The 18,408-nt window shown below is 35.6% G+C and carries 17 protein-coding genes; 14 read left to right on the top strand and 3 right to left on the bottom strand.

The annotated features are described in order from the left end of the window. Positions 1-217 precede the first annotated feature (217 nt). A complete protein-coding gene (locus BAQ48_RS03070) occupies positions 218-973 on the bottom strand; it encodes a class I SAM-dependent methyltransferase (RefSeq protein ID WP_071709926.1) in 756 nt (251 codons plus the stop codon). Between the two features lie 436 nt (positions 974-1,409). Here BAQ48_RS03070 and BAQ48_RS03065 point away from each other — a divergent pair, with 436 nt between their 5' ends. The 6 genes from BAQ48_RS03065 (at position 1,410) to calY (ending at position 6,385) form a co-directional block, all read left to right on the top strand. After that, entirely contained in the window at positions 1,410-1,637 is a 228-nt protein-coding gene (locus BAQ48_RS03065) for a hypothetical protein (protein WP_000251865.1), read from the top strand. Between the two features lie 153 nt (positions 1,638-1,790). Next, on the top strand, positions 1,791-3,077 hold the full coding sequence (locus BAQ48_RS03060; RefSeq protein WP_071709925.1) for a D-alanyl-D-alanine carboxypeptidase family protein: 1,287 nt from the start codon (positions 1,791-1,793) through the stop codon (positions 3,075-3,077). Between the two features lie 195 nt (positions 3,078-3,272). Then, positions 3,273-3,842, top strand: a complete 570-nt coding sequence (gene sipW / locus BAQ48_RS03055) for a signal peptidase I SipW (RefSeq protein WP_071709924.1) — start codon at positions 3,273-3,275, stop codon at positions 3,840-3,842. 62 nt (positions 3,843-3,904) lie between these two features. Further along, entirely contained in the window at positions 3,905-4,492 is a 588-nt protein-coding gene (locus BAQ48_RS03050; protein WP_071709923.1) for a TasA family protein, read from the top strand. A gap of 117 nt (positions 4,493-4,609) precedes the next feature. Then, positions 4,610-5,437 carry a DUF4047 domain-containing protein gene (locus tag BAQ48_RS03045; protein WP_071709922.1) on the top strand — a complete coding sequence of 276 codons (828 nt, stop codon included), beginning with the start codon at positions 4,610-4,612 and terminating at the stop codon, positions 5,435-5,437. A gap of 354 nt (positions 5,438-5,791) precedes the next feature. After that, positions 5,792-6,385: a biofilm matrix protein CalY gene (gene calY, locus BAQ48_RS03040; RefSeq protein ID WP_071709921.1), complete on the top strand. Its 594-nt coding sequence runs from the start codon at positions 5,792-5,794 to the stop codon at positions 6,383-6,385. Between the two features lie 74 nt (positions 6,386-6,459). On the opposite strand, the gene BAQ48_RS03035 is transcribed toward calY, so the two are convergent. Together BAQ48_RS03035 and BAQ48_RS03030 are read right to left on the bottom strand one after the other, a co-directional pair. After that, positions 6,460-6,783 carry a helix-turn-helix domain-containing protein gene (locus tag BAQ48_RS03035; RefSeq protein ID WP_000578876.1) on the bottom strand — a complete coding sequence of 108 codons (324 nt, stop codon included), beginning with the start codon at positions 6,781-6,783 and terminating at the stop codon, positions 6,460-6,462. A 90-nt stretch (positions 6,784-6,873) separates the two neighbouring features. Further along, positions 6,874-7,008 (bottom strand): anti-repressor SinI family protein, encoded by a 135-nt coding sequence (locus BAQ48_RS03030; protein WP_000276216.1) that lies wholly within the window; start codon positions 7,006-7,008, stop codon positions 6,874-6,876. A 344-nt stretch (positions 7,009-7,352) separates the two neighbouring features. Here BAQ48_RS03030 and inhA1 point away from each other — a divergent pair, with 344 nt between their 5' ends. The 8 genes from inhA1 to BAQ48_RS02990 all read left to right on the top strand — a co-directional run bounded on the left by inhA1 (position 7,353) and on the right by BAQ48_RS02990 (position 18,353). Continuing rightward, positions 7,353-9,740, top strand: a complete 2,388-nt coding sequence (inhA1, locus tag BAQ48_RS03025; RefSeq protein WP_071709920.1) for a M6 family metalloprotease immune inhibitor InhA1 — start codon at positions 7,353-7,355, stop codon at positions 9,738-9,740. A 273-nt stretch (positions 9,741-10,013) separates the two neighbouring features. Then, the gene (locus tag BAQ48_RS03020; protein ID WP_071709919.1) at positions 10,014-11,381 is read left to right on the top strand and encodes an aldehyde dehydrogenase; all 1,368 of its coding nucleotides are present in this window, start codon (positions 10,014-10,016) and stop codon (positions 11,379-11,381) included. A 238-nt stretch (positions 11,382-11,619) separates the two neighbouring features. Further along, entirely contained in the window at positions 11,620-12,603 is a 984-nt protein-coding gene (gene potA / locus BAQ48_RS03015; RefSeq protein WP_071709918.1) for a spermidine/putrescine ABC transporter ATP-binding protein PotA, read from the top strand. Next, entirely contained in the window at positions 12,600-13,448 is an 849-nt protein-coding gene (gene potB / locus BAQ48_RS03010) for a spermidine/putrescine ABC transporter permease PotB (RefSeq protein WP_071709917.1), read from the top strand. The genes potA and potB overlap by 4 nt, the downstream gene beginning before the upstream one ends. A gap of 6 nt (positions 13,449-13,454) precedes the next feature. After that, on the top strand, positions 13,455-14,255 hold the full coding sequence (gene potC / locus BAQ48_RS03005) for a spermidine/putrescine ABC transporter permease PotC (protein ID WP_071709916.1): 801 nt from the start codon (positions 13,455-13,457) through the stop codon (positions 14,253-14,255). A gap of 38 nt (positions 14,256-14,293) precedes the next feature. Continuing rightward, a complete protein-coding gene (gene potD, locus BAQ48_RS03000) occupies positions 14,294-15,343 on the top strand; it encodes a spermidine/putrescine ABC transporter substrate-binding protein PotD (RefSeq protein ID WP_000780035.1) in 1,050 nt (349 codons plus the stop codon). Positions 15,344-15,402: 59 nt separating this feature from the next. Next, the gene (locus tag BAQ48_RS02995; protein WP_071709915.1) at positions 15,403-16,050 is read left to right on the top strand and encodes a phosphatase PAP2 family protein; all 648 of its coding nucleotides are present in this window, start codon (positions 15,403-15,405) and stop codon (positions 16,048-16,050) included. 110 nt (positions 16,051-16,160) lie between these two features. Next, entirely contained in the window at positions 16,161-18,353 is a 2,193-nt protein-coding gene (locus BAQ48_RS02990) for an MMPL family transporter (protein WP_071709914.1), read from the top strand. The last annotated feature ends 55 nt before the right edge of the window (positions 18,354-18,408 follow it).

Genomic DNA, 18,408 nt, shown 5'->3' with positions numbered 1-18,408 from the left:
AAAATGTGAGTTTTTTGTAAAAAGATAATAAAACTATTAAATTTCATCACACGAAACAAGCATACCCCGGTCTGAATTTAGGACGGGAGTATGCTCGCTTAATTTTCGATATAGTGTATTTCATTGTACTCAACATATACCAATAAAGCTAAGGTTTATTCAATGATCGTGCCCGATTGGTGAGGGCTGATTAAAGTTTCGCTTTATGTCCGGCTGTTTACACATTGCCCATATAACTTCGTGTTAAGTTTGGGAGAACAATTTTTCCGTTCTTACTGTATTTTTCGAATAACTCTGATAGGAGGAGAACAAAGTTTTTATACTCTTCGTCATTTTCTTTCGGAGCATAGGACGCTGATAAATTCCTTCCCAAAAAACCTTCATAATCAAAAAGTAAATCATTTTGATATTCTTTAAACTCATACTTTCCATCTTTAAAAAAGCTATTAAAAATTTCTGGCGTTTCCTCGATTCCACCGCTAAATCCTTTGAAATTCGGGCAGGTCTTCTGGCAAATTTCTTCATTCTCTTTAATAATCGGACTAGTTACATCTCTACTATTCCAAACAAGAGCAACATTTGCCTTTTGTTTCAAAATTCGTTGGCATTCGATTTTGAAAGCTTCTTTATCAAACCAATGAAATGCTTGAGCAACAGTTACTAAATCCACACTATTTTCTGTTAAAGTGGTATTTTCGGCAGTTGCTTTTATGGATTGAAAACGAGGATATCGTTTTAACGATTGCTCTGCCATCTTTCTCATGTCATCATTTGGCTCAACTCCAATAACATGTAAACCACTTTCAAGTAGTTGGTGGCTAAATATCCCCGTACCTGAACCAATATCGGCCACAATTTGATTCTCATTTAGTTCGTTAGCCGAAAGTAAATAATCAATATATTCATTGGGGTAACTAGGGCGATATTTCGCATATATATCGGCCTTGTCAGTAAAATTTTCTGTTGTTTTCATAGTACGACCTTCTTTCCAGCGATATTATGTATAGAAATAGGAAGCAAATAGTAATTTCCGCATCAGTCTCTAAGTCTACAATGTAAGAGTCCAGCTAAATGGAGCTGCCTTAGTTCCCTTATTCAAATTATACTATTTTACATGATATCTTCCAAAAGGCTATAATTCCTTACTTAACTAAACGGTCCAATTGTTGAATAACATGACCAGCGTTTTTTAAACAACTTTATTATGTTTAAAACTGTACACATTTAAGGATCTATTTAGTAATGTATGACTATTTGTATATCGCACGAGGATTATGTAGGATAAGAGATTTCCACTTTCAATATCCGAATTGGCCAATATATCCTTTTTACAATTTACTTAAAATCATGTATAACAGAGATACAAGATTATTTTATAAATATTCAGGAGTAGAGGGAGAAAAGTTGTAATGGTGAGAAAAACGTTCAAGATGCGTGTGTCTAGAAATAGAACGATTTCGATTAATGGTTCGATTCTTGATGTGGATGTTACACATGATGAGTTTTTGCAAGAGTTTGTTGAGTGGGTCGATTCTAAAGGTTGGTCATTTATGGGGATGACGGATGAGATTACGCCCGAGGAAGCTAGTCAAAATTTAATAGATTCGTTGATTGATGAGAAGGATAAGAAAGAGTAATTCCTTCTTATTTTTATTGTATATTTATGTTCTCTATCGTAAAAGTATGATATAGTAAAAAATAGTGAATGTTCTTCCAATTTAATACAAATTACATAGAGATTGGTAGATTCATATTTTTGTTAGGGGAGTAAATTGAAAAGGGAGAGTCATATGGTAAATTTTAAGAAGATTTTGGCTTTTATTACAGTTATTTGTTTATTTTTTTTGACACCTATGACATTACACGCTGAGACGAATATTGGAGTGAATCCAGAACAAGTGGCACCACCACCTGCGGAAGGACCAAATGTTTTTAGTCAGTTTGCAGCTACGGTTGATGCGAAAACGGGAGATATGTTGTATGACAAAAACGCACGTCATCGTGCATTTCCTGCTAGTATGACGAAAGTGTTAACAGCAATTTTACTTATGGAGCATACGAAGCCTGAGGATCAATTTACGTTTTCGCAATTAGCGTTAGATCAGGAGAAGAGTAATTATCAAATTGAGTTTCAGCCTGGTGAGACGATTGACCGCAATACTGCACTTATGATTTTAATGGTGCTGAGTGCGAATGATGTGTCGTTTGCGATTGCGGAGCATATTGGCGGGAGCGTTGAGAACTTTGCTAATATGATGAATGAAAAGGCGAAGCAATTAGGGGCGACAGATAGTCATTTTGTAACACCAAATGGATTGCATGATCCAAATCATTATACGACGCCGTATGATATGGCTATGATTACGAGAGGTGTGCAAAAGTATCCTGAGATTTTGCAAGCGATGAATACGAAAAGAATAAGTGTTACGACATCTAGGCAGACAGTTTCTATTTTTAATAAATCTACTTATTTTGAAAATCCATATAGTATGGGTGGTAAGACGGGCTTTACGAATGAAGCGCGTAATACACTTGTTTTATTAAATGAGAAAGATGGAAATCGTATTATAAATGTAGTAATGGCTTCTCAAAGACCTGAAATTTATGAAGATTTAAAGCAGATGGCGGAGTATTCTTTTGGTCAATTTGTGAAGCAAACGGTGCTAGATAAACAGAGTTGGCATCAAAAGACAACGTATTTAAATAAAGATATTGATAGCGAACTTGAAAAAAGTGCAGAGCTTATGCTTAAGAAAGATGAAGGGAAAAATGTGAGAACTATTTTCCGAGCAGCTTCATTAGATAAAGACTCTTTGTATAATAAGGGAATCCATCGTGGTGAGGTAGTTGGTGCAGTTGATATTACGAAAAATAATCAAACAATTGCGACGATAAATGTTCTTTCAAAGGAAGATGTTACTTTTGCGATGCCTAAAAAAGATACAGTTGCGCCGGAAGTAAAGGAATCAAATGTGAAAGTGATAAGTGTTGGGATAGGCGCGATTGTATTATTAGGAGCCATTTTATACGTAGTGTTGCGCCGAAATAGACAAGGGATAAAATCAGAAGAAAAGTAAAAAAAGCATGAAGACTGTGAAGAGATTTCGTCACAGTCTTTTTTCTATGATTAAAAAGATAGTTAACTAATAATTGTAAATTTTCTTATTGCAATTATATAAAGTTCGTTATATCATTTACTTGTGTTCTTGTTAAAGAACAAGGGGGTTTTACATACTTAAACAAATATAAAACAACGGAGAGGAAGAGAGACTATGAAATTCGTTTGGAAGATTATTAGCAACGCTATCTCATTTGTTTTATTTGCATTGATGGTTTTTTTAGCTTTTGTAGTTATTTCGTCAAAAGCGAGTGGTGGGGATCCGACGGTGATGGGGTATCAATTTAAATCAGTGTTATCAGGATCGATGGAACCGACTTTTTTAACAGGATCAATCATTGCGATAGAGCCAAAGAAAGATGGTTCTAAATATCAAAAAGGTGATGTGATTACCTTTAAAGAGAAAGATCAAAAAATTATCACTCACCGTATTATCGGTGTGAAAGATACAAATGGAAAAGTCATGTATGAAACAAAAGGGGATAACAATAACGGTCCAGATTTAGAACCAGTACTTGCGGAGAATGTAATTGGAAAATATGCAGATATTACAGTTCCTTATGCAGGATATGCATTAAATTATGCTAGTTCAAAGGCTGGAGCTGCTTTGCTTCTTATTATTCCAGGAGTCTTTTTATTAGGCTATTCCGCGATTTCTATTTTTAGTGCGATTCGCAGTATTGACGGAGAAAAGAAAGAGAAAAAGGTAGAGCAATCCGTCTAGTTCGTTTGGTTATACTTTCCGGTTAGGAAGTTGACAAATATATAGAATAAGGGGATATGGACATGACTTTAAAGAAAAAATTAGGGATGGGTATCGCATCAGCAATGTTAGGGGCAGCATTAGTTGGTGGAGGAACATTTGCATTTTTCAGTGACAAAGAAGTGTCAAACAATACATTTGCGGCGGGTACACTTGATTTAGTGGCAAACCCAAAAGCAGTAGTGGATGTATCAAATTTAAAACCTGGGGATAAAATTGAAAAGGAATTTAAACTAGAAAATAAAGGTTCTTTAAATATTAAAAAGGTTCTACTAAAAACAGATTATACTGTAGAGGATACGAAAAAAGATAATAACGATGATTTCGGTAAACATATTGAAGTAACGTTCTTAAGAAATGTAGATAAGCAGGAGACTATTGTTAAGAAAACTACATTAGATAAATTGAAGAAGGATACACTTACAGCGGTTGATAACGATTTATTAGCTTGGATTTTGGATGAAAAAGGTATTTCAGCAGGTAAGTCTGATACGTTCAAAGTGAAATTCGAGTTTGTTGATAATGGAAAAGATCAAAATCAATTCCAAGGTGATAAGTTACAATTAAATTGGACGTTTGAGGCACAACAAACAGCAGGTGAGGAAAGATAATAATAAAGGGCTATCAAATAGATAGTCCTTTTTCTATTTTTCTAGTATATAGCTATCATTTTGTATCGTTCTTTATTATAATAAAGATAGTGTTCTGTATAAAGAACGTCACGTTCGATGGGAGAGATTAAGATGCTGAAAAGACCGCGTAATTTTAAAAAGATGCTTATATTGCCGTGTATGTGCTCTATTACGTTTTATTTAGGATCTCAAATTATGACGCATACAGAAGCGGCATTCATTCATGAAACGAAAGTAGAAGCGACCCTTTCTACAGCAATTATATTTCCGAAAACAGTAAATACGTTTAAAGAGCAGGCTGAGCAACATAAACAATTTATTGAACATGAGTATGGGGCGATGAAGGAGAAGTTAGCAGTGACATCTATTGAAGAAATAGAACAGGCAATCGCTGTATGGCAACAAGGACGTGAGAAAATTGTTTCTGAGAAGGAAGCACTCCAAAATGTATATTCTGAAATAGAAGCTCCTTACAATCAAATAAAGGAAGAATTAAAAGTGAATAAAGGTGAGTCGATTCAGCAAGTAGCTTTATATGTGAATGAAGGCTTTCATAGTATAAAAGATAAGCGCGATTATATTGAGAAAGAAATTAGTTTGCAAGTTATTGATGAACAAATTCAGGCTCTGCACCAACAATTAAATGATGCGATAGAAGCAGAGAAACAAGCAGAAGAACAGAAACAAGCAGAAGAACAGAAACAAGCAGAAGAACAGAAACAAGCAGAAGAGCAGAAAAAAGCAGAAGAGCAGAAAAAAGCAGAAGAGCAGAAACAAGTAGAAGAGCAGAAAAAAGCAGAAGAGCAGAAACAAGTAGAAGAGCAGAAAAAAGCAGAAGAACAGAAACAAGTAGAAGAACAGAAACAAGCAGAAACAGCAAAAAAGTCTGAGCAAGGAACTAATGAAAAGATTACTACCAACTAATCAAGAGAAACAATTAAAGGATAGGGTTGTAGAGTCAGAGAACGCATTAGAACAACATGGCGATCGGTATGCAAAAGAATAATATATAGGAGTGTGAGGAAGTATTTGCCCTCGCACTTATTGCCTATGCGCTTATATAAACAGAAAAATCAGAATAATATTGAGAAATAAAAATAACTGAAAATATTAATAAAATATGTATTGTATTTATATAGTTTTGTTCGTTATAATGAACTTAAGGTTTTTAAAAAAGAACAAATATCATTTAAGTTAATCTATTTTTAGTTACACCTCTTATTTTGAAATAAGAGATAACAATATAAAAATACAAAAAACAGCTAGGGGGAATTGATTGTGAGTCTGAAAAAGAAATTAGGTATGGGAGTTGCATCAGCGGCATTGGGGTTATCTTTAATTGGTGGAGGAACATTTGCATTCTTTAGCGATAAAGAAGTATCAAACAATACATTTGCAGCTGGGACGTTAGATCTTACATTAAACCCTAAAACGCTTGTAGATATTAAAGATTTAAAACCAGGGGATTCTGTTAAGAAAGAGTTCGTATTAAAGAACGGTGGAACGTTAGATATTAAAGAGATAAAACTAGGGACAACGTATGATGTAAAGGATGCTAAAGACGATAACGCAGGAGAAGATTTTGCTAAGCACATTAATGTGAAATTCATTTGGAATTGGGATAAAGGAAGTCAGCCTGTATATGAAACAACATTAGCAGACTTACAAAAAGAAAATCCAGATGTAGTAGCGAAAGAAATTTTTTCTCCTGAGTGGACAGAAAACGGTGGTTTAGCAGCTGGTGATGAAGATTACTTATGGGTGGAATTTGAGTTCGTAGAGAATGAAGAGGATCAAAATAAATTCCAAGGTGATTCATTAAACTTAGAATGGACATTTAATGCTAAGCAAAAAGATGGCGAAGAAAGATAATAAAAAAGCGGGTATCCCCCGCTTTTTTTTATAAAGAAAAAGAAGTGCCGGTTGTAAGCACTTCTTTCTATGTATTATTTGTGATCTTGCTTCCATTTTGTAAATTCAAGAAATTCACGAAATTGTTCTTTGGAGACACCGGAGTTCATCGCATCTTTGACGAGCTGTGTCCATTCGGAGTCTAGGTTAGCTTCCTTTGTTGTTTCATCATGAAGTAAAGTATCAACTGGAATTTGTAGAACTGCTGCGATTTTTTCAAGAAACTGAATGGAAGGGTTTTTTTGCAAATTTCGTTCTATCGAACTAATGTAAGATTTAGCAACACCAGCTTTTTCGGCAAGTTCAGTTAATGAAATGCCTTTTTGTAAACGAAGGCGTTTTATACGTTCTCCAATCATATTTGCGCACCTTTCTATCAATATGTAGTCGTCTTATGATGTCATTATTATAACATTATTATAGCATAAACTTCGTTAAAAAGAACAAAGCTATTGAGCATGACTTGATGGCTTCATACGTTGGAAAAAGTGTTCAATATCTTGCAGGGCGATACCAGCATCTAGAGCTTCAAGTATTAAATCAATCCATTCTTGGTCCAGTGCGTCTGTCTTATCTTTGTACAAGTGTAATTCCTCCCTAATTATCGGTCATAATTGCTGCTACAGAATAAATGATAATGAATCGAATTTTGTATTTTATGTATCGAATTATCATTTATTGTGTAGATAAAACAAAGATAAAATCCCCATTAAACTCCCTCAATGGAAATAATTATAAATTGTTCGATAAATATTTTCAATATTTTCAGAAAACATTGTTGAATTGTGATATATTCGTATACTAACTATGAAATTTTTACAAATATATTAAAAAAATTACATAATATAACTAAATATTGAAAAAATATTGAATTTTTAATAAAATTCAATTTGTAATACATATTATTTATTAGGGGAGGAAATAAGGGATGAAAAAGAAACCATTTAAAGTGTTATCATCAATTGCTTTAACAGCTGTTCTAGGTATTTCATTCAGCGCTGGTACTCAATCTGCGTATGCTGAAACACCTGTGAATAAGTCAGCTACGAGCCCAGTTGATGATCATTTAATTCCAGAGGAGCGTTTAGCAAATGCGCTAAAAGAACGTGGGGTAATTGATTCGAAGGCTTCAGAGACAGAAACAAAGAAAGCTGTCGAAAAATACGTAGAGAACAAAAAGGGTGAAAATCCTGGGAAAGAAGTAACAAATGGGGACCCACTTACGAAAGAAGCATCTGACTTTATAAAGAAAGTGAAAGATGCGAAAGCAGATACGAAAGAAAAGTTAGACAAGCCTGCAACGGGGACACCTGCAGCGACAGGTCCAGTGAAAGGTGGTTTAAACGGTAAAGTACCAACTTCTCCAGCAAAGCAAAAAGAATATAACGGTGAAGTTCGTAAAGATAAAGTACTTGTTTTACTTGTAGAGTACGCTGATTTCAAACATAACAATATCGATAAAGAGCCTGGCTATATGTATTCTAACGATTTCAATAAAGAACACTATGAAAAAATGTTATTCGGTAACGAGCCATTCGAGCTAGAGGATGGAAGTAAAATCGAAACGTTTAAACAATATTATGAAGAGCAATCTGGTGGTAGTTATACTGTGGATGGAACAGTTACAAAATGGTTAACAGTTCCTGGTAAAGCTGCTGATTACGGTGCAGATGCTGCTACTGGTCATGATAATAAAGGGCCAAAAGGACCACGTGATCTAGTAAAAGATGCATTAAAAGCAGCTGTAGATAGCGGTCTTGATTTATCACAATTTGATCAGTTCGATCAATACGATGTAAATGGTGATGGAAATCAAAATCAACCGGACGGTTTAATTGACCACTTAATGATTATTCATGCGGGTGTGGGACAAGAAGCTGGCGGCGGTAAATTAGGTGATGACGCAATTTGGTCACATCGCTGGACAGTTGGACCAAAACCATTCGCAATTGAAGGTACACAAGCGAAAGTTCCATATTGGGGCGGAAAGATGGCAGCGTTCGACTACACAATTGAACCAGAAGATGGAGCAGTTGGTGTGTTCGCGCATGAATACGGTCACGATTTAGGTCTTCCAGATGAGTATGATACAGACTATACGGGTCATGGTGAGCCAATTCAAGCATGGTCTGTTATGAGTGGCGGCAGCTGGGCTGGTCAAATCGCTGGAACAACGCCAACGAGTTTCTCACCACAAAATAAAGAGTTTTTCCAAAAAACAATCGGTGGTAACTGGGCAAATATCGTAGAAGTAGATTACGAGAAATTAAATAAAGGTATCGGTCTAGCAACATATTTAGACCAAAGTGTTACGAAATCTAACCGACCAGGTATGATTCGTGTTAACTTACCAGATAAAGACGTAAAATCAATTGCACCAGCATTTGGTAAGCAGTATTACTACAGCACAAAAGGTGACAACCTTCACACGAAAATGGAAACACCACTGTTCGATTTAACAAATGCAACGACTGCAAAATTCGATTTCAAATCATTATATGAAATTGAAGCTGAATATGATTTCCTTGAAGTACACGCTGTAACAGAAGATGGTAAACAAACGTTAATTGAAAGACTTGGCGAGAAAGCAAATAATGGAAATGCAGATTCGACAAAAGGACAATGGATTGACAAGTCATATGATTTAAGTCAATTTAAAGGCCAGAAAGTTAAATTAACATTTGAGTACATTACGGATGGCGGTTTAGCATTAAACGGTTTCCTACTTGATAATGCGTCATTAACAGTAGATGGTAAAGTTGCATTCTCAGATGATGCAGAAGGTACATCACAATTTAAATTAGATGGTTTCGTTGTATCTAACGGAACAGAGAAGAAAAAACATAACTACTATGTAGAGTGGAGAAACCATACTGGATCAGATAGCGCATTGAAATATGCTCGCGGTCCAGAATATAACTCAGGTATGGTTGTATGGTATGCGGATTCAGCTTACTTAGATAACTGGGTTGGTTTACATCCAGGACACGGTTTCCTTGGTGTAGTTGATTCTCATCCAGAAGCAATTGTAGGAACTTTAAATGGTAAACCGACAATTGACAGTAGTACACGATTCCAAATCGCTGATGCGGCGTTCTCATTCGACAAAACGCCAGCTTGGAAAGTTGTATCTCCAACGCGTGGAACGTATACGTATAATGGTTTAGCAGGCGTGCCGAAGTTTGATGATTCTAAAAAGTATATCAATGAACAAATTCCAGATGCAGGACGTATTTTACCGAAGCTTGGTCTGAAGTTTGAAGTAGTAGGACAAGCTGATGATAATTCTGCAGGTGCTGTTCGTTTATATCGTTAATACTGTAAAACTACCGGGAGATTTTCTTTCGGTAGTTTTTTGTGAGCAATGAATTTTATAAAAAAGAAAAAATTATATATAATGTAATTTTACGAATAAAAAAGTTCTATATAAATAATGAAAGAATTGGATAAAATGAATTTTTAATCAGGAGGCATCTCGACTGATTATTCGTTCGGCTCGCGTCTAACATCCTTGCATTCGCTGGATTTTCAGGTGAGAGTCGTACTGCTCGTTAATAGCGAGATAAAACTAGTGGGAGAAGGTGAATGGATGAGCATTTCTTCTATTGTAAAGAAACAAAAGGAATATTTTTATAATGGACATACAAGAAGTATAGAAACAAGAAAAACGAATTTGAAGAAGCTTTATGATGGAATTCAGCGTTATGAAGATGAGATATTTCAAGCATTGAAAGTAGATTTAAATAAGTCAGTTCACGAATCGTTTACAACAGAAATAGGATACGTATTAAAAGAAATTTCTTTTCAATTAAAACATATTTCATCGTGGAGTAAACCGAAGCGTGTCCGAACAGCACTTACTCATTTCGGATCAAAGGGAAAAGTAGTACCAGAACCGTATGGTGTGACACTAATTATTGCGCCGTGGAATTATCCGTTTCAATTAGCAATTGCGCCACTTGTAGGAGCATTGGCAGCTGGTAATACAGTCGTTTTAAAGCCATCAGAGTTAACGCCAAACGTTTCAAAAGTGATTGTGAGAATAGTAGAGGAATTATTCCCAGAAGAGCTTGTAGCGGCAGTAGAAGGTGGCGTTAAAGAGAGTACAGCTTTGCTAGGGGAACCGTTTGATTATATTTTCTTTACAGGTAGTGTTGGCGTTGGGAAAGTTGTAATGGAAGCAGCAGCGAAACAGTTAACGCCGCTTACGTTAGAACTTGGCGGAAAGAGCCCTTGTATTGTACATAAAGATGCAAAAATAGATGTAACCGCAAGACGAATTGTGTGGGGTAAGTTTTTAAATGCTGGGCAGACGTGTGTAGCACCTGATTATATGTATGTGCATTCTTCTGTGAAAGAACAGTTGATTGAGGCACTGCGACATGAAATTGCGGAGCAGTATGGGAAAGAGCCGCTCAATAATGACAACTACGTACGAATTGTGAGCGAGCGTCATTTTGAACGATTATGTACATTTTTGAAAGATGGTAAAACTGAAATCGGCGGAAATTATAAAAAAGAAACGTTACATATTGAACCGACAGTGTTAACAAATGTTACATGGCAAAGTACTGTTATGGAAGATGAAATTTTCGGACCAATCTTACCAATTATAGAATATGACAAAATAGAAGATGTCATTGATACAATTCAGCAACATCCGAAGCCGTTAGCTTTATATGTGTTTTCTGAAGATAAAGAAGTACAAAAGAAGGTGACGAGTAATATTTCATATGGCGGAGGTTGTATTAATGATGTTGTCTATCATCTTGCAACGCCGTATTTACCTTTTGGAGGCGTCGGAAGTAGTGGTTTAGGTAGTTATCATGGGGAAGAAAGTTTTCGGACTTTTTCACATTATAAAAGCATTTTAGCCCAATCTACAGCATTCGACATGAAAATTCGTTACTCTTCTACAAAAAGTGCTTTAAAATTCATACGAAAGTTGTTAAAATGATGATGGTGTTTATCAGTAGGCGTAGCCGTATGATAATAGCCCCTTCGCAATGGAAGGGGTTTTTCTGTTCGACGTTATGTATCGTGCGAAAATGAATCAAACATACTACATAAAGAATAGAAGCGAACGCTTGTTAAATAATCATTTTTGTTTGGATCGAAACAAAAAATAGTCTATAAAACATAAATATTTATTCATGAATATAAAAATTAAAATTTAAGGTAGATAGGACGGGAAAATGAAAAAGATTATTAAAGTTGAAGCAGTAGAAAAACATTTTGGAAATCAAGTGATTATCCCACCTCTTTCTTTAGATATTAAAGAAGGAGAATTTTTAACAATTTTAGGACCGAGTGGTTGCGGGAAAACGACATTACTTCGTATGATCGCAGGTTTTGAAACGCCAACTAAAGGAAATCTTTTATTAGATGATGAAAGAATTAACGATTTGCCGCCATATAAGCGTCATATGAACTTAGTGTTTCAACATTATGCACTATTCCCGCATATGAGTGTGGAGAAAAATATTTGTTTCGGTATGAAAATGCAAAAAGTACCAGCAGCAGAGCAGAAAGAACGTGCTGAAGAGGCAATGCGTTTAACACAGTTACTTGAGTTTCGTAATCGTAAACCTTCGAAGCTTTCTGGTGGACAGCAGCAGCGTGTCGCAATTGCGAGAGCGATTGTTAATAACCCACGCGTATTATTATTAGATGAGCCACTTGGAGCGCTTGACTTTAAGTTACGAAAAGATTTGCAACGTGAATTGAAGAACTTACAGCGTAATTTAGGAATTACGTTCATATACGTAACGCACGATCAAGAAGAAGCGATGAGTATGAGTGATCGTATTGTCGTTATGAATAAAGGGCATATAGAGCAAGTCGGCACCCCGAAAGAAATTTATAATCAACCGAAAACATTGTTTGTTGCGACGTTCATCGGTGAAAATAATATTGTGAAAAATGGGGAAAGCTACGTAGCAATTCGCCCTGAAAATGTAAAGGTTCGTTCGGTTGAAGAGCCAATTTTAAAAGAATACCATCTTGGACATATTGAAGATATTGAGTTTGTTGGAAATATGGAAAAGCTTTATGTACGTGATGAGAAAACATCAGAATTACTAATGGCATATCAAACTGCTGGAGAAGCAGCACAGTGGAGCATTGGAGATAATGTATATGTAGGCTGGGAGCAAGAGGACGAGGTGACCTTAAATTGAAGAAAGGGAAATTACTCGCATTACCTACAGTCGTATGGCTGTTACTCTTCTTCCTAATTCCACTTCTGTTCGTACTCGCATTTGCCTTCATGCAGCGCGGAGCATACGGGACAGTGGAAATGAAGTTTACACTAGATAACATAGTGCGCGTGTTTGATCCATTATATATGGGGACATTATGGGAAACAGTGAAAATTGCGGTTATTACGACGGTACTTTGTTTAGTAATTGGTTATCCATTTGCCTATACAATTACAATTGTTGATCGCAAATATCGTTCTATCCTTTTATTATTGGCAACGATCCCGTTCTGGATTAACTTCCTTGTTCGTTCATACGCATGGATTGTTATTTTACGTTCACAAGGTCTTGTAAACACATTGTTATTGAAATTAGGTATTATTAGTGAACCTTTAAATTTATTATATAATACACCGTCTGTAATACTCGGAATGGTATATTCTTTATTACCATTTATGATTTTACCAGTGTATGCGGCTATTGAGCAGCTGGATAAGCGTAAGCTAGAGGCAGCTTATGATTTAGGGGCAACACCAGTAAAGGCATTTTGGAATGTAACAGTACCAATGACGATGTCAGGGATTGTTACTGGTTCTATTTTAGTATTCGTCTCTTCTATCGGAATGTTTGTTGTATCAGACGTTATGGGTGGATCGAAAGTAGCGTTAATCGGAAACGTAATTCAAAATCAATTCTTAGGATCGCGTGACTGGCCGTTTGGTTCTGCGTTATCTATGATTGTTGTTCTATTCTCTGTTCTGTTAATTTACTTATATTATCGTGCAACGAAAGTATATAAATATGATGGAAACGGAGGGGAATAGGCAAAGATGAAGAAGTTTTTAGTTTCTTATTCTTGGTTAATTTTATTGTTTTTGTATTTTCCAATGATGGTTTTAATGGTATATTCCTTCAACGATTCGCGCATTAATGCAGAATGGGAAGGTTTTACATTCCATTGGTATACAGATTTATTTCAAAAACAAGATGTTATTGATGCGTTTATAAATAGTATGACGATTGCAGTTATAACGACGATTGTAACGACAATTCTTGGTGTGTTTTTTGCACTTGCCTTACATCGTTATAAATATCGTTTTGAAGGGGCAATTAATGGTCTTGTATACTTACCAATTTTAATTCCTGATATTTTAATGGGATTATCTTTACTAATCTTATTTAGTCAATTAGGTATGGAACTTGGACAAGTAACGATTATTATTGCGCATATTACATTTAGTATTTCATTTGTTGTTGTTATTTTAGCAGCGCGTCTGTCTAGTATGGGACGTGATTTAGAAGAGGCCGCAAATGATTTAGGTGCAACACCGTGGCAAACGTTTCGCTATGTAACATTTCCAGCAATTGCGCCGGGAGTTGTTTCGGCAGCGTTATTAACATTCACATTATCAATTGATGATTTTGTAATTAGTTTCTTCGTATCAGGACCAGGATCAACAACATTGCCATTATACATTTACAGTATGGTTAAGCGCGGAGTATCACCTGAGATTAATGCTCTTTCTACAATTTTAATTGTTGTTATCGTAGGATTAATGGTTTTATCTGAAATCTTCCGTAACAAAGGTGCAGATGGTGAAGAAAACTCTGGAGGACACCTTCCTTTATAATACGAATGATATAGAAAGTACGAGGAGGTAATAAACCGATGAAATTAGTGAAGACATTAGCTGGCGCAGCTATTAGCTTCGGCCTTGTTGCAGGTGTACTTGCGGGCTGTGGTGAGAAGAAAGAAGAATTAAATATTTATAGTTGGGCTGACAACTTTGATGAGCAGGTTTTAAAAGATTTTGAAAAGAAATATAACGTGAAAATCAATTATGACAAATATGCAAGTAATGAAGAAATGCTTGCAAAATTACAAGCTGGTGGCGCAACGTATGATTTAATTCAGCCATCTGATTACATGGTGAAAACAATGGCGAAGATGGACTTACTAGAGCCTTTAGACAAGAAGAACATCCCGAACATTGAGAACCTTGTTTCTAACTTTAAAACACCTGCGTTTGATCCAGAGAATAAGTATTCTCTAGTATATACTTGGGGTGTAACAGGCATTGCATACAATAAAAAGTATGTGAAAGAAGTACCTACAAGCTGGGCAGATTTATGGAATGAGAAATATAAAGGGCATGTTACTTTATTAAACGATTCTCGTGAAGTTCTAGGAATGGGACTTAAAAAGAATGGATTCTCAAATAGCACGAAAGTTGATGCAGAGTTAAAGACAGCTTCAAATGATTTACAGAAGCTACTTCCAAACTTATTAGCATTCGATACAGATAATATTAAACAGAAATTCATTACAGAAGATGCTTGGATTGGGACTGTATGGTCTGGAGACGCAGCATTTATTGCAAAAGACAATAAAGATGTAGGATACGTTGTACCAAAAGAAGGCGGCACGATTTGGGCTGATACGTTAGCAATTCCAAAAGGTGCGAAACATAAGGAACTTGCAGAGAAGTTTATGAACTACTTATTAGATGAAAAAGTAAGTGTGAAAAACTACGAGTCAATTGGTTACAGTAATCCGAATGAAAAAGCTCATCCTCTTCACAGTAAAGAATATCGTGATAACCATATGATCTTCTTAACGAAAGAAGAATTAGATCGTACAGAATGGCTTGTTGATGTAGACGATAAGTTAAAAGACTACGATCGTTATTGGACAGAGTTAAAAACAAAAGGTAAATAAGTAAGGAAATGCGGTTTCTAACGTAGAAATCGCATTTTTTCATAGTAGGAGGAAATCGTTTGAAGAAGAAGTTACATCAATATGAGGTAATGTGTATCGGTTTATTACTTGTTGTATTTAGTATTATTGCTTGGCGCGTACATACAGGTGGCGTTACAGTGATGGATACATATGTCCGTGGATTGGTAAAAGGGTTACAGACAGAAGGCTCACTTACATTTTTCTCATATTTTACAAAGATGGGGTCTGAGATTGGGATAATAACTACGCTTGTTATAAGTTTGCTCGTTTTTTGGAAGAAGCGTTATTATGCTGCGATGATTGTGTATCCATTAGGTATTTTAGTAACACACCTTGTTAATAAAGGGATTAAAGAAATTGTGAAAAGAGATCGTCCGTCATTAAATGAAGCGCTAGATGCACTTGGATATAGTTTCCCTAGTGGACATGCAATGCTATCTATTATGACATTCGGTTTTCTTGCTTATATCATTGCTGCAAATTTGAAGAGTGTAACGGGGAAATATGTTATAACGATTTTGCTAGGTATATTAATCGTATTGATTGGATTAAGTCGAATCATTTTAAATGTACATTACCCAACTGATATTTTAGCGGGCTACTGCTTCGGTGGTATTTTGCTCATCATAGCAATTTATTTTCATCGTTTGCTTACCGAGAGGCTTGGGCTTAATAACGAGAGATAGAAAGACGTCTAGAAAAACTATCATTATAGTTTTTCTAGACGTTTTTTGTTTGTGTGAAGATGTGATACAGTATAAATGAAAGTTGAATTCTTTAAAGTAGGTGAAAATGTGTGAAGACAAATGTACATAAAGTTGATAGGTGGGGGAAGTTAGGCTCTTTTTTATACCAGTTTCGTTATACGGTAATTGTGGCGTTACTATTACTCGCAATAGCACTCGGTATTTTCGCTCCAAAGCTTCCAGGAGTATTGGGCGGTGATGGTTTTCAAACAGAAGGGGACTATCAAAAAACGAAAGAAATTTTAGATAAAGATTTTAAAAGGTCTCAAGATACACTCCTACTCGTTTTTGAAAAAAATAAGAATGCTTCACATGAGGAATTCGAAAAGGAAATAGAGAAAATTGTAAAGAGTATTCAAGAGAAAGAGACGTATGAATCTTTCCATCACCCAATACAAAATAAAGAAATGTTACAAAAGGATATCGGCTATGCGACGATTTTATTTTCCGGGAAAACAAATAAAGAACGAATGGAACAGACGTTACAATTCGCTGATAAAATTGAGAAAGAAAGTAATAAGACGCTAAAGGTAACACCTACAGGGTTCCCTAAAATTAATCAAGAGATTAATGAAAGAACGCAAAATGATTTAAAAGTAGCAGAGATGATTGGCTTACCAATTGCATTCCTCGTATTACTATTTTCATTTGGTAGTCTTTTGGCATCTATTTTACCAATTTTAAATGGGGCACTTAGTGTTATTAGCACAATGGGCATTTTATATTTCATAGGTATCGATAAAGAATTATCTATTTTCGTATTAAATGTTGCACCGATGATTGGACTTGCACTATCCATTGATTTTGCTCTATTATTTGTAAATCGCTTTCGAGAGGAAGTTGCAAAACGAACGGTAAAAGAAGCGATAGCAATTACATATCAGACAGCAGGTCGCGCTATCGTATTTTCAGGATTATGTGTATTTGTCGGACTGTCTGGTTTGTTTTTCTTTAAGATAGATTATATTCAATCTGTTGCTATTAGCGGAATGATTGTTGTGATTATGAGTATTGTATTCTCACTCACACTTCTTCCAGCACTATTATCGTTAATCGGTAAACGAATATTAAAAAAGAATCAAGTAGCACATACGCCGGCAAAGGCGTGGCGCACATTTGCGCAATTTGTAATGAAACATCCAATCGCAATGATTATTGTTGTTACAACATTTATTGTTATTTGCTTATTGCCGTTACGTACTGCAAATTTGCAGTTCCCTGACGTGGAAGCTTTACCTAAACAGAGTGATACAAGGATTGCATATGAAAAGTATGAAGAAGCATTTAATAAAACTGTTAAAACCCACGCTGATGTTACGTTAGTAGTAGAAACGAAAAAAGATATGAAAGAAAAAGAAAGTTTAGAACAGCTAGAAGAAGTCGTTCAAAAGTTAAAAGATGATAAAAAAGTACATGAAGTAAGAAGTTTATATGACGGATTAACGGGAATGAAAGCAGGTCAAGTTGCTGGAATATTGCAGTCGCCAGAATCAGCCAAACTAGCTCCTGTATTTGAAGCATACACGAAAGAAAATAAGACAACGATAGAAGTCTTTTTGAAAACAAAACCACGTACGGAAACTGCTAAACAGTGGGTTCGTGATTTTAAAAAGAATTATAAAGAAACAGGTGTTACGTACTATCTAGGCGGAATGACGACGTTCCAACAAGAGTTGGAAGATGAAATTAAAGATAATGTGGTAATTGGTATGTCTGTTATATTTGGATCGACCTTTGTTATATTATTATTTGCATTTCGCTCTATACTCATTCCAATTAAGGCTATTATTATGAATATACTTAGTTTAAGCGCTACAATTGGAATCGTTGTTTGGTTATTTGAAGGTGGTCATTTTGGTTTAGAAGCAAGTCCTGTTCTCTTTGTATTACCGATCTTCATTTTCGGCCTTGTATTTGGGCTTAGCATGGATTATGAAGTGTTTCTTATTTCGCGTATTCATGAGCTCTATGAAGAAACAGGAGATAATGATCAAGCAACGTTAGAAGGTCTCGTTTCAACGAGTAGAATTATAACGTCAGCTGCTTTAATTATGATTGTTGTAACTGGTGCGTTCGCATTTACTGATATTTTACCAGTAAGGCAAATGGGGCTGGGGGTTGCATTAGCGATATTTCTTGATGCAACAATTATTCGCCTTATGCTCGTACCAAGCTTGATGAAGTTGTTTGGAGACTGGAACTGGTGGCTACCATTTCGAAAAAAACGAGAAAAATCATCGTGAAAAATGCTCATCATATTGATGAGCGTTTTTTTTATGAATAGCAAAGCCCACATTT

Source organism: Bacillus luti (assembly GCF_001884105.1).
In the GTDB taxonomy this organism is placed as follows: domain Bacteria; phylum Bacillota; class Bacilli; order Bacillales; family Bacillaceae_G; genus Bacillus_A; species Bacillus_A luti.
This window is presented reverse-complemented; position numbering and strand designations above follow the sequence as displayed.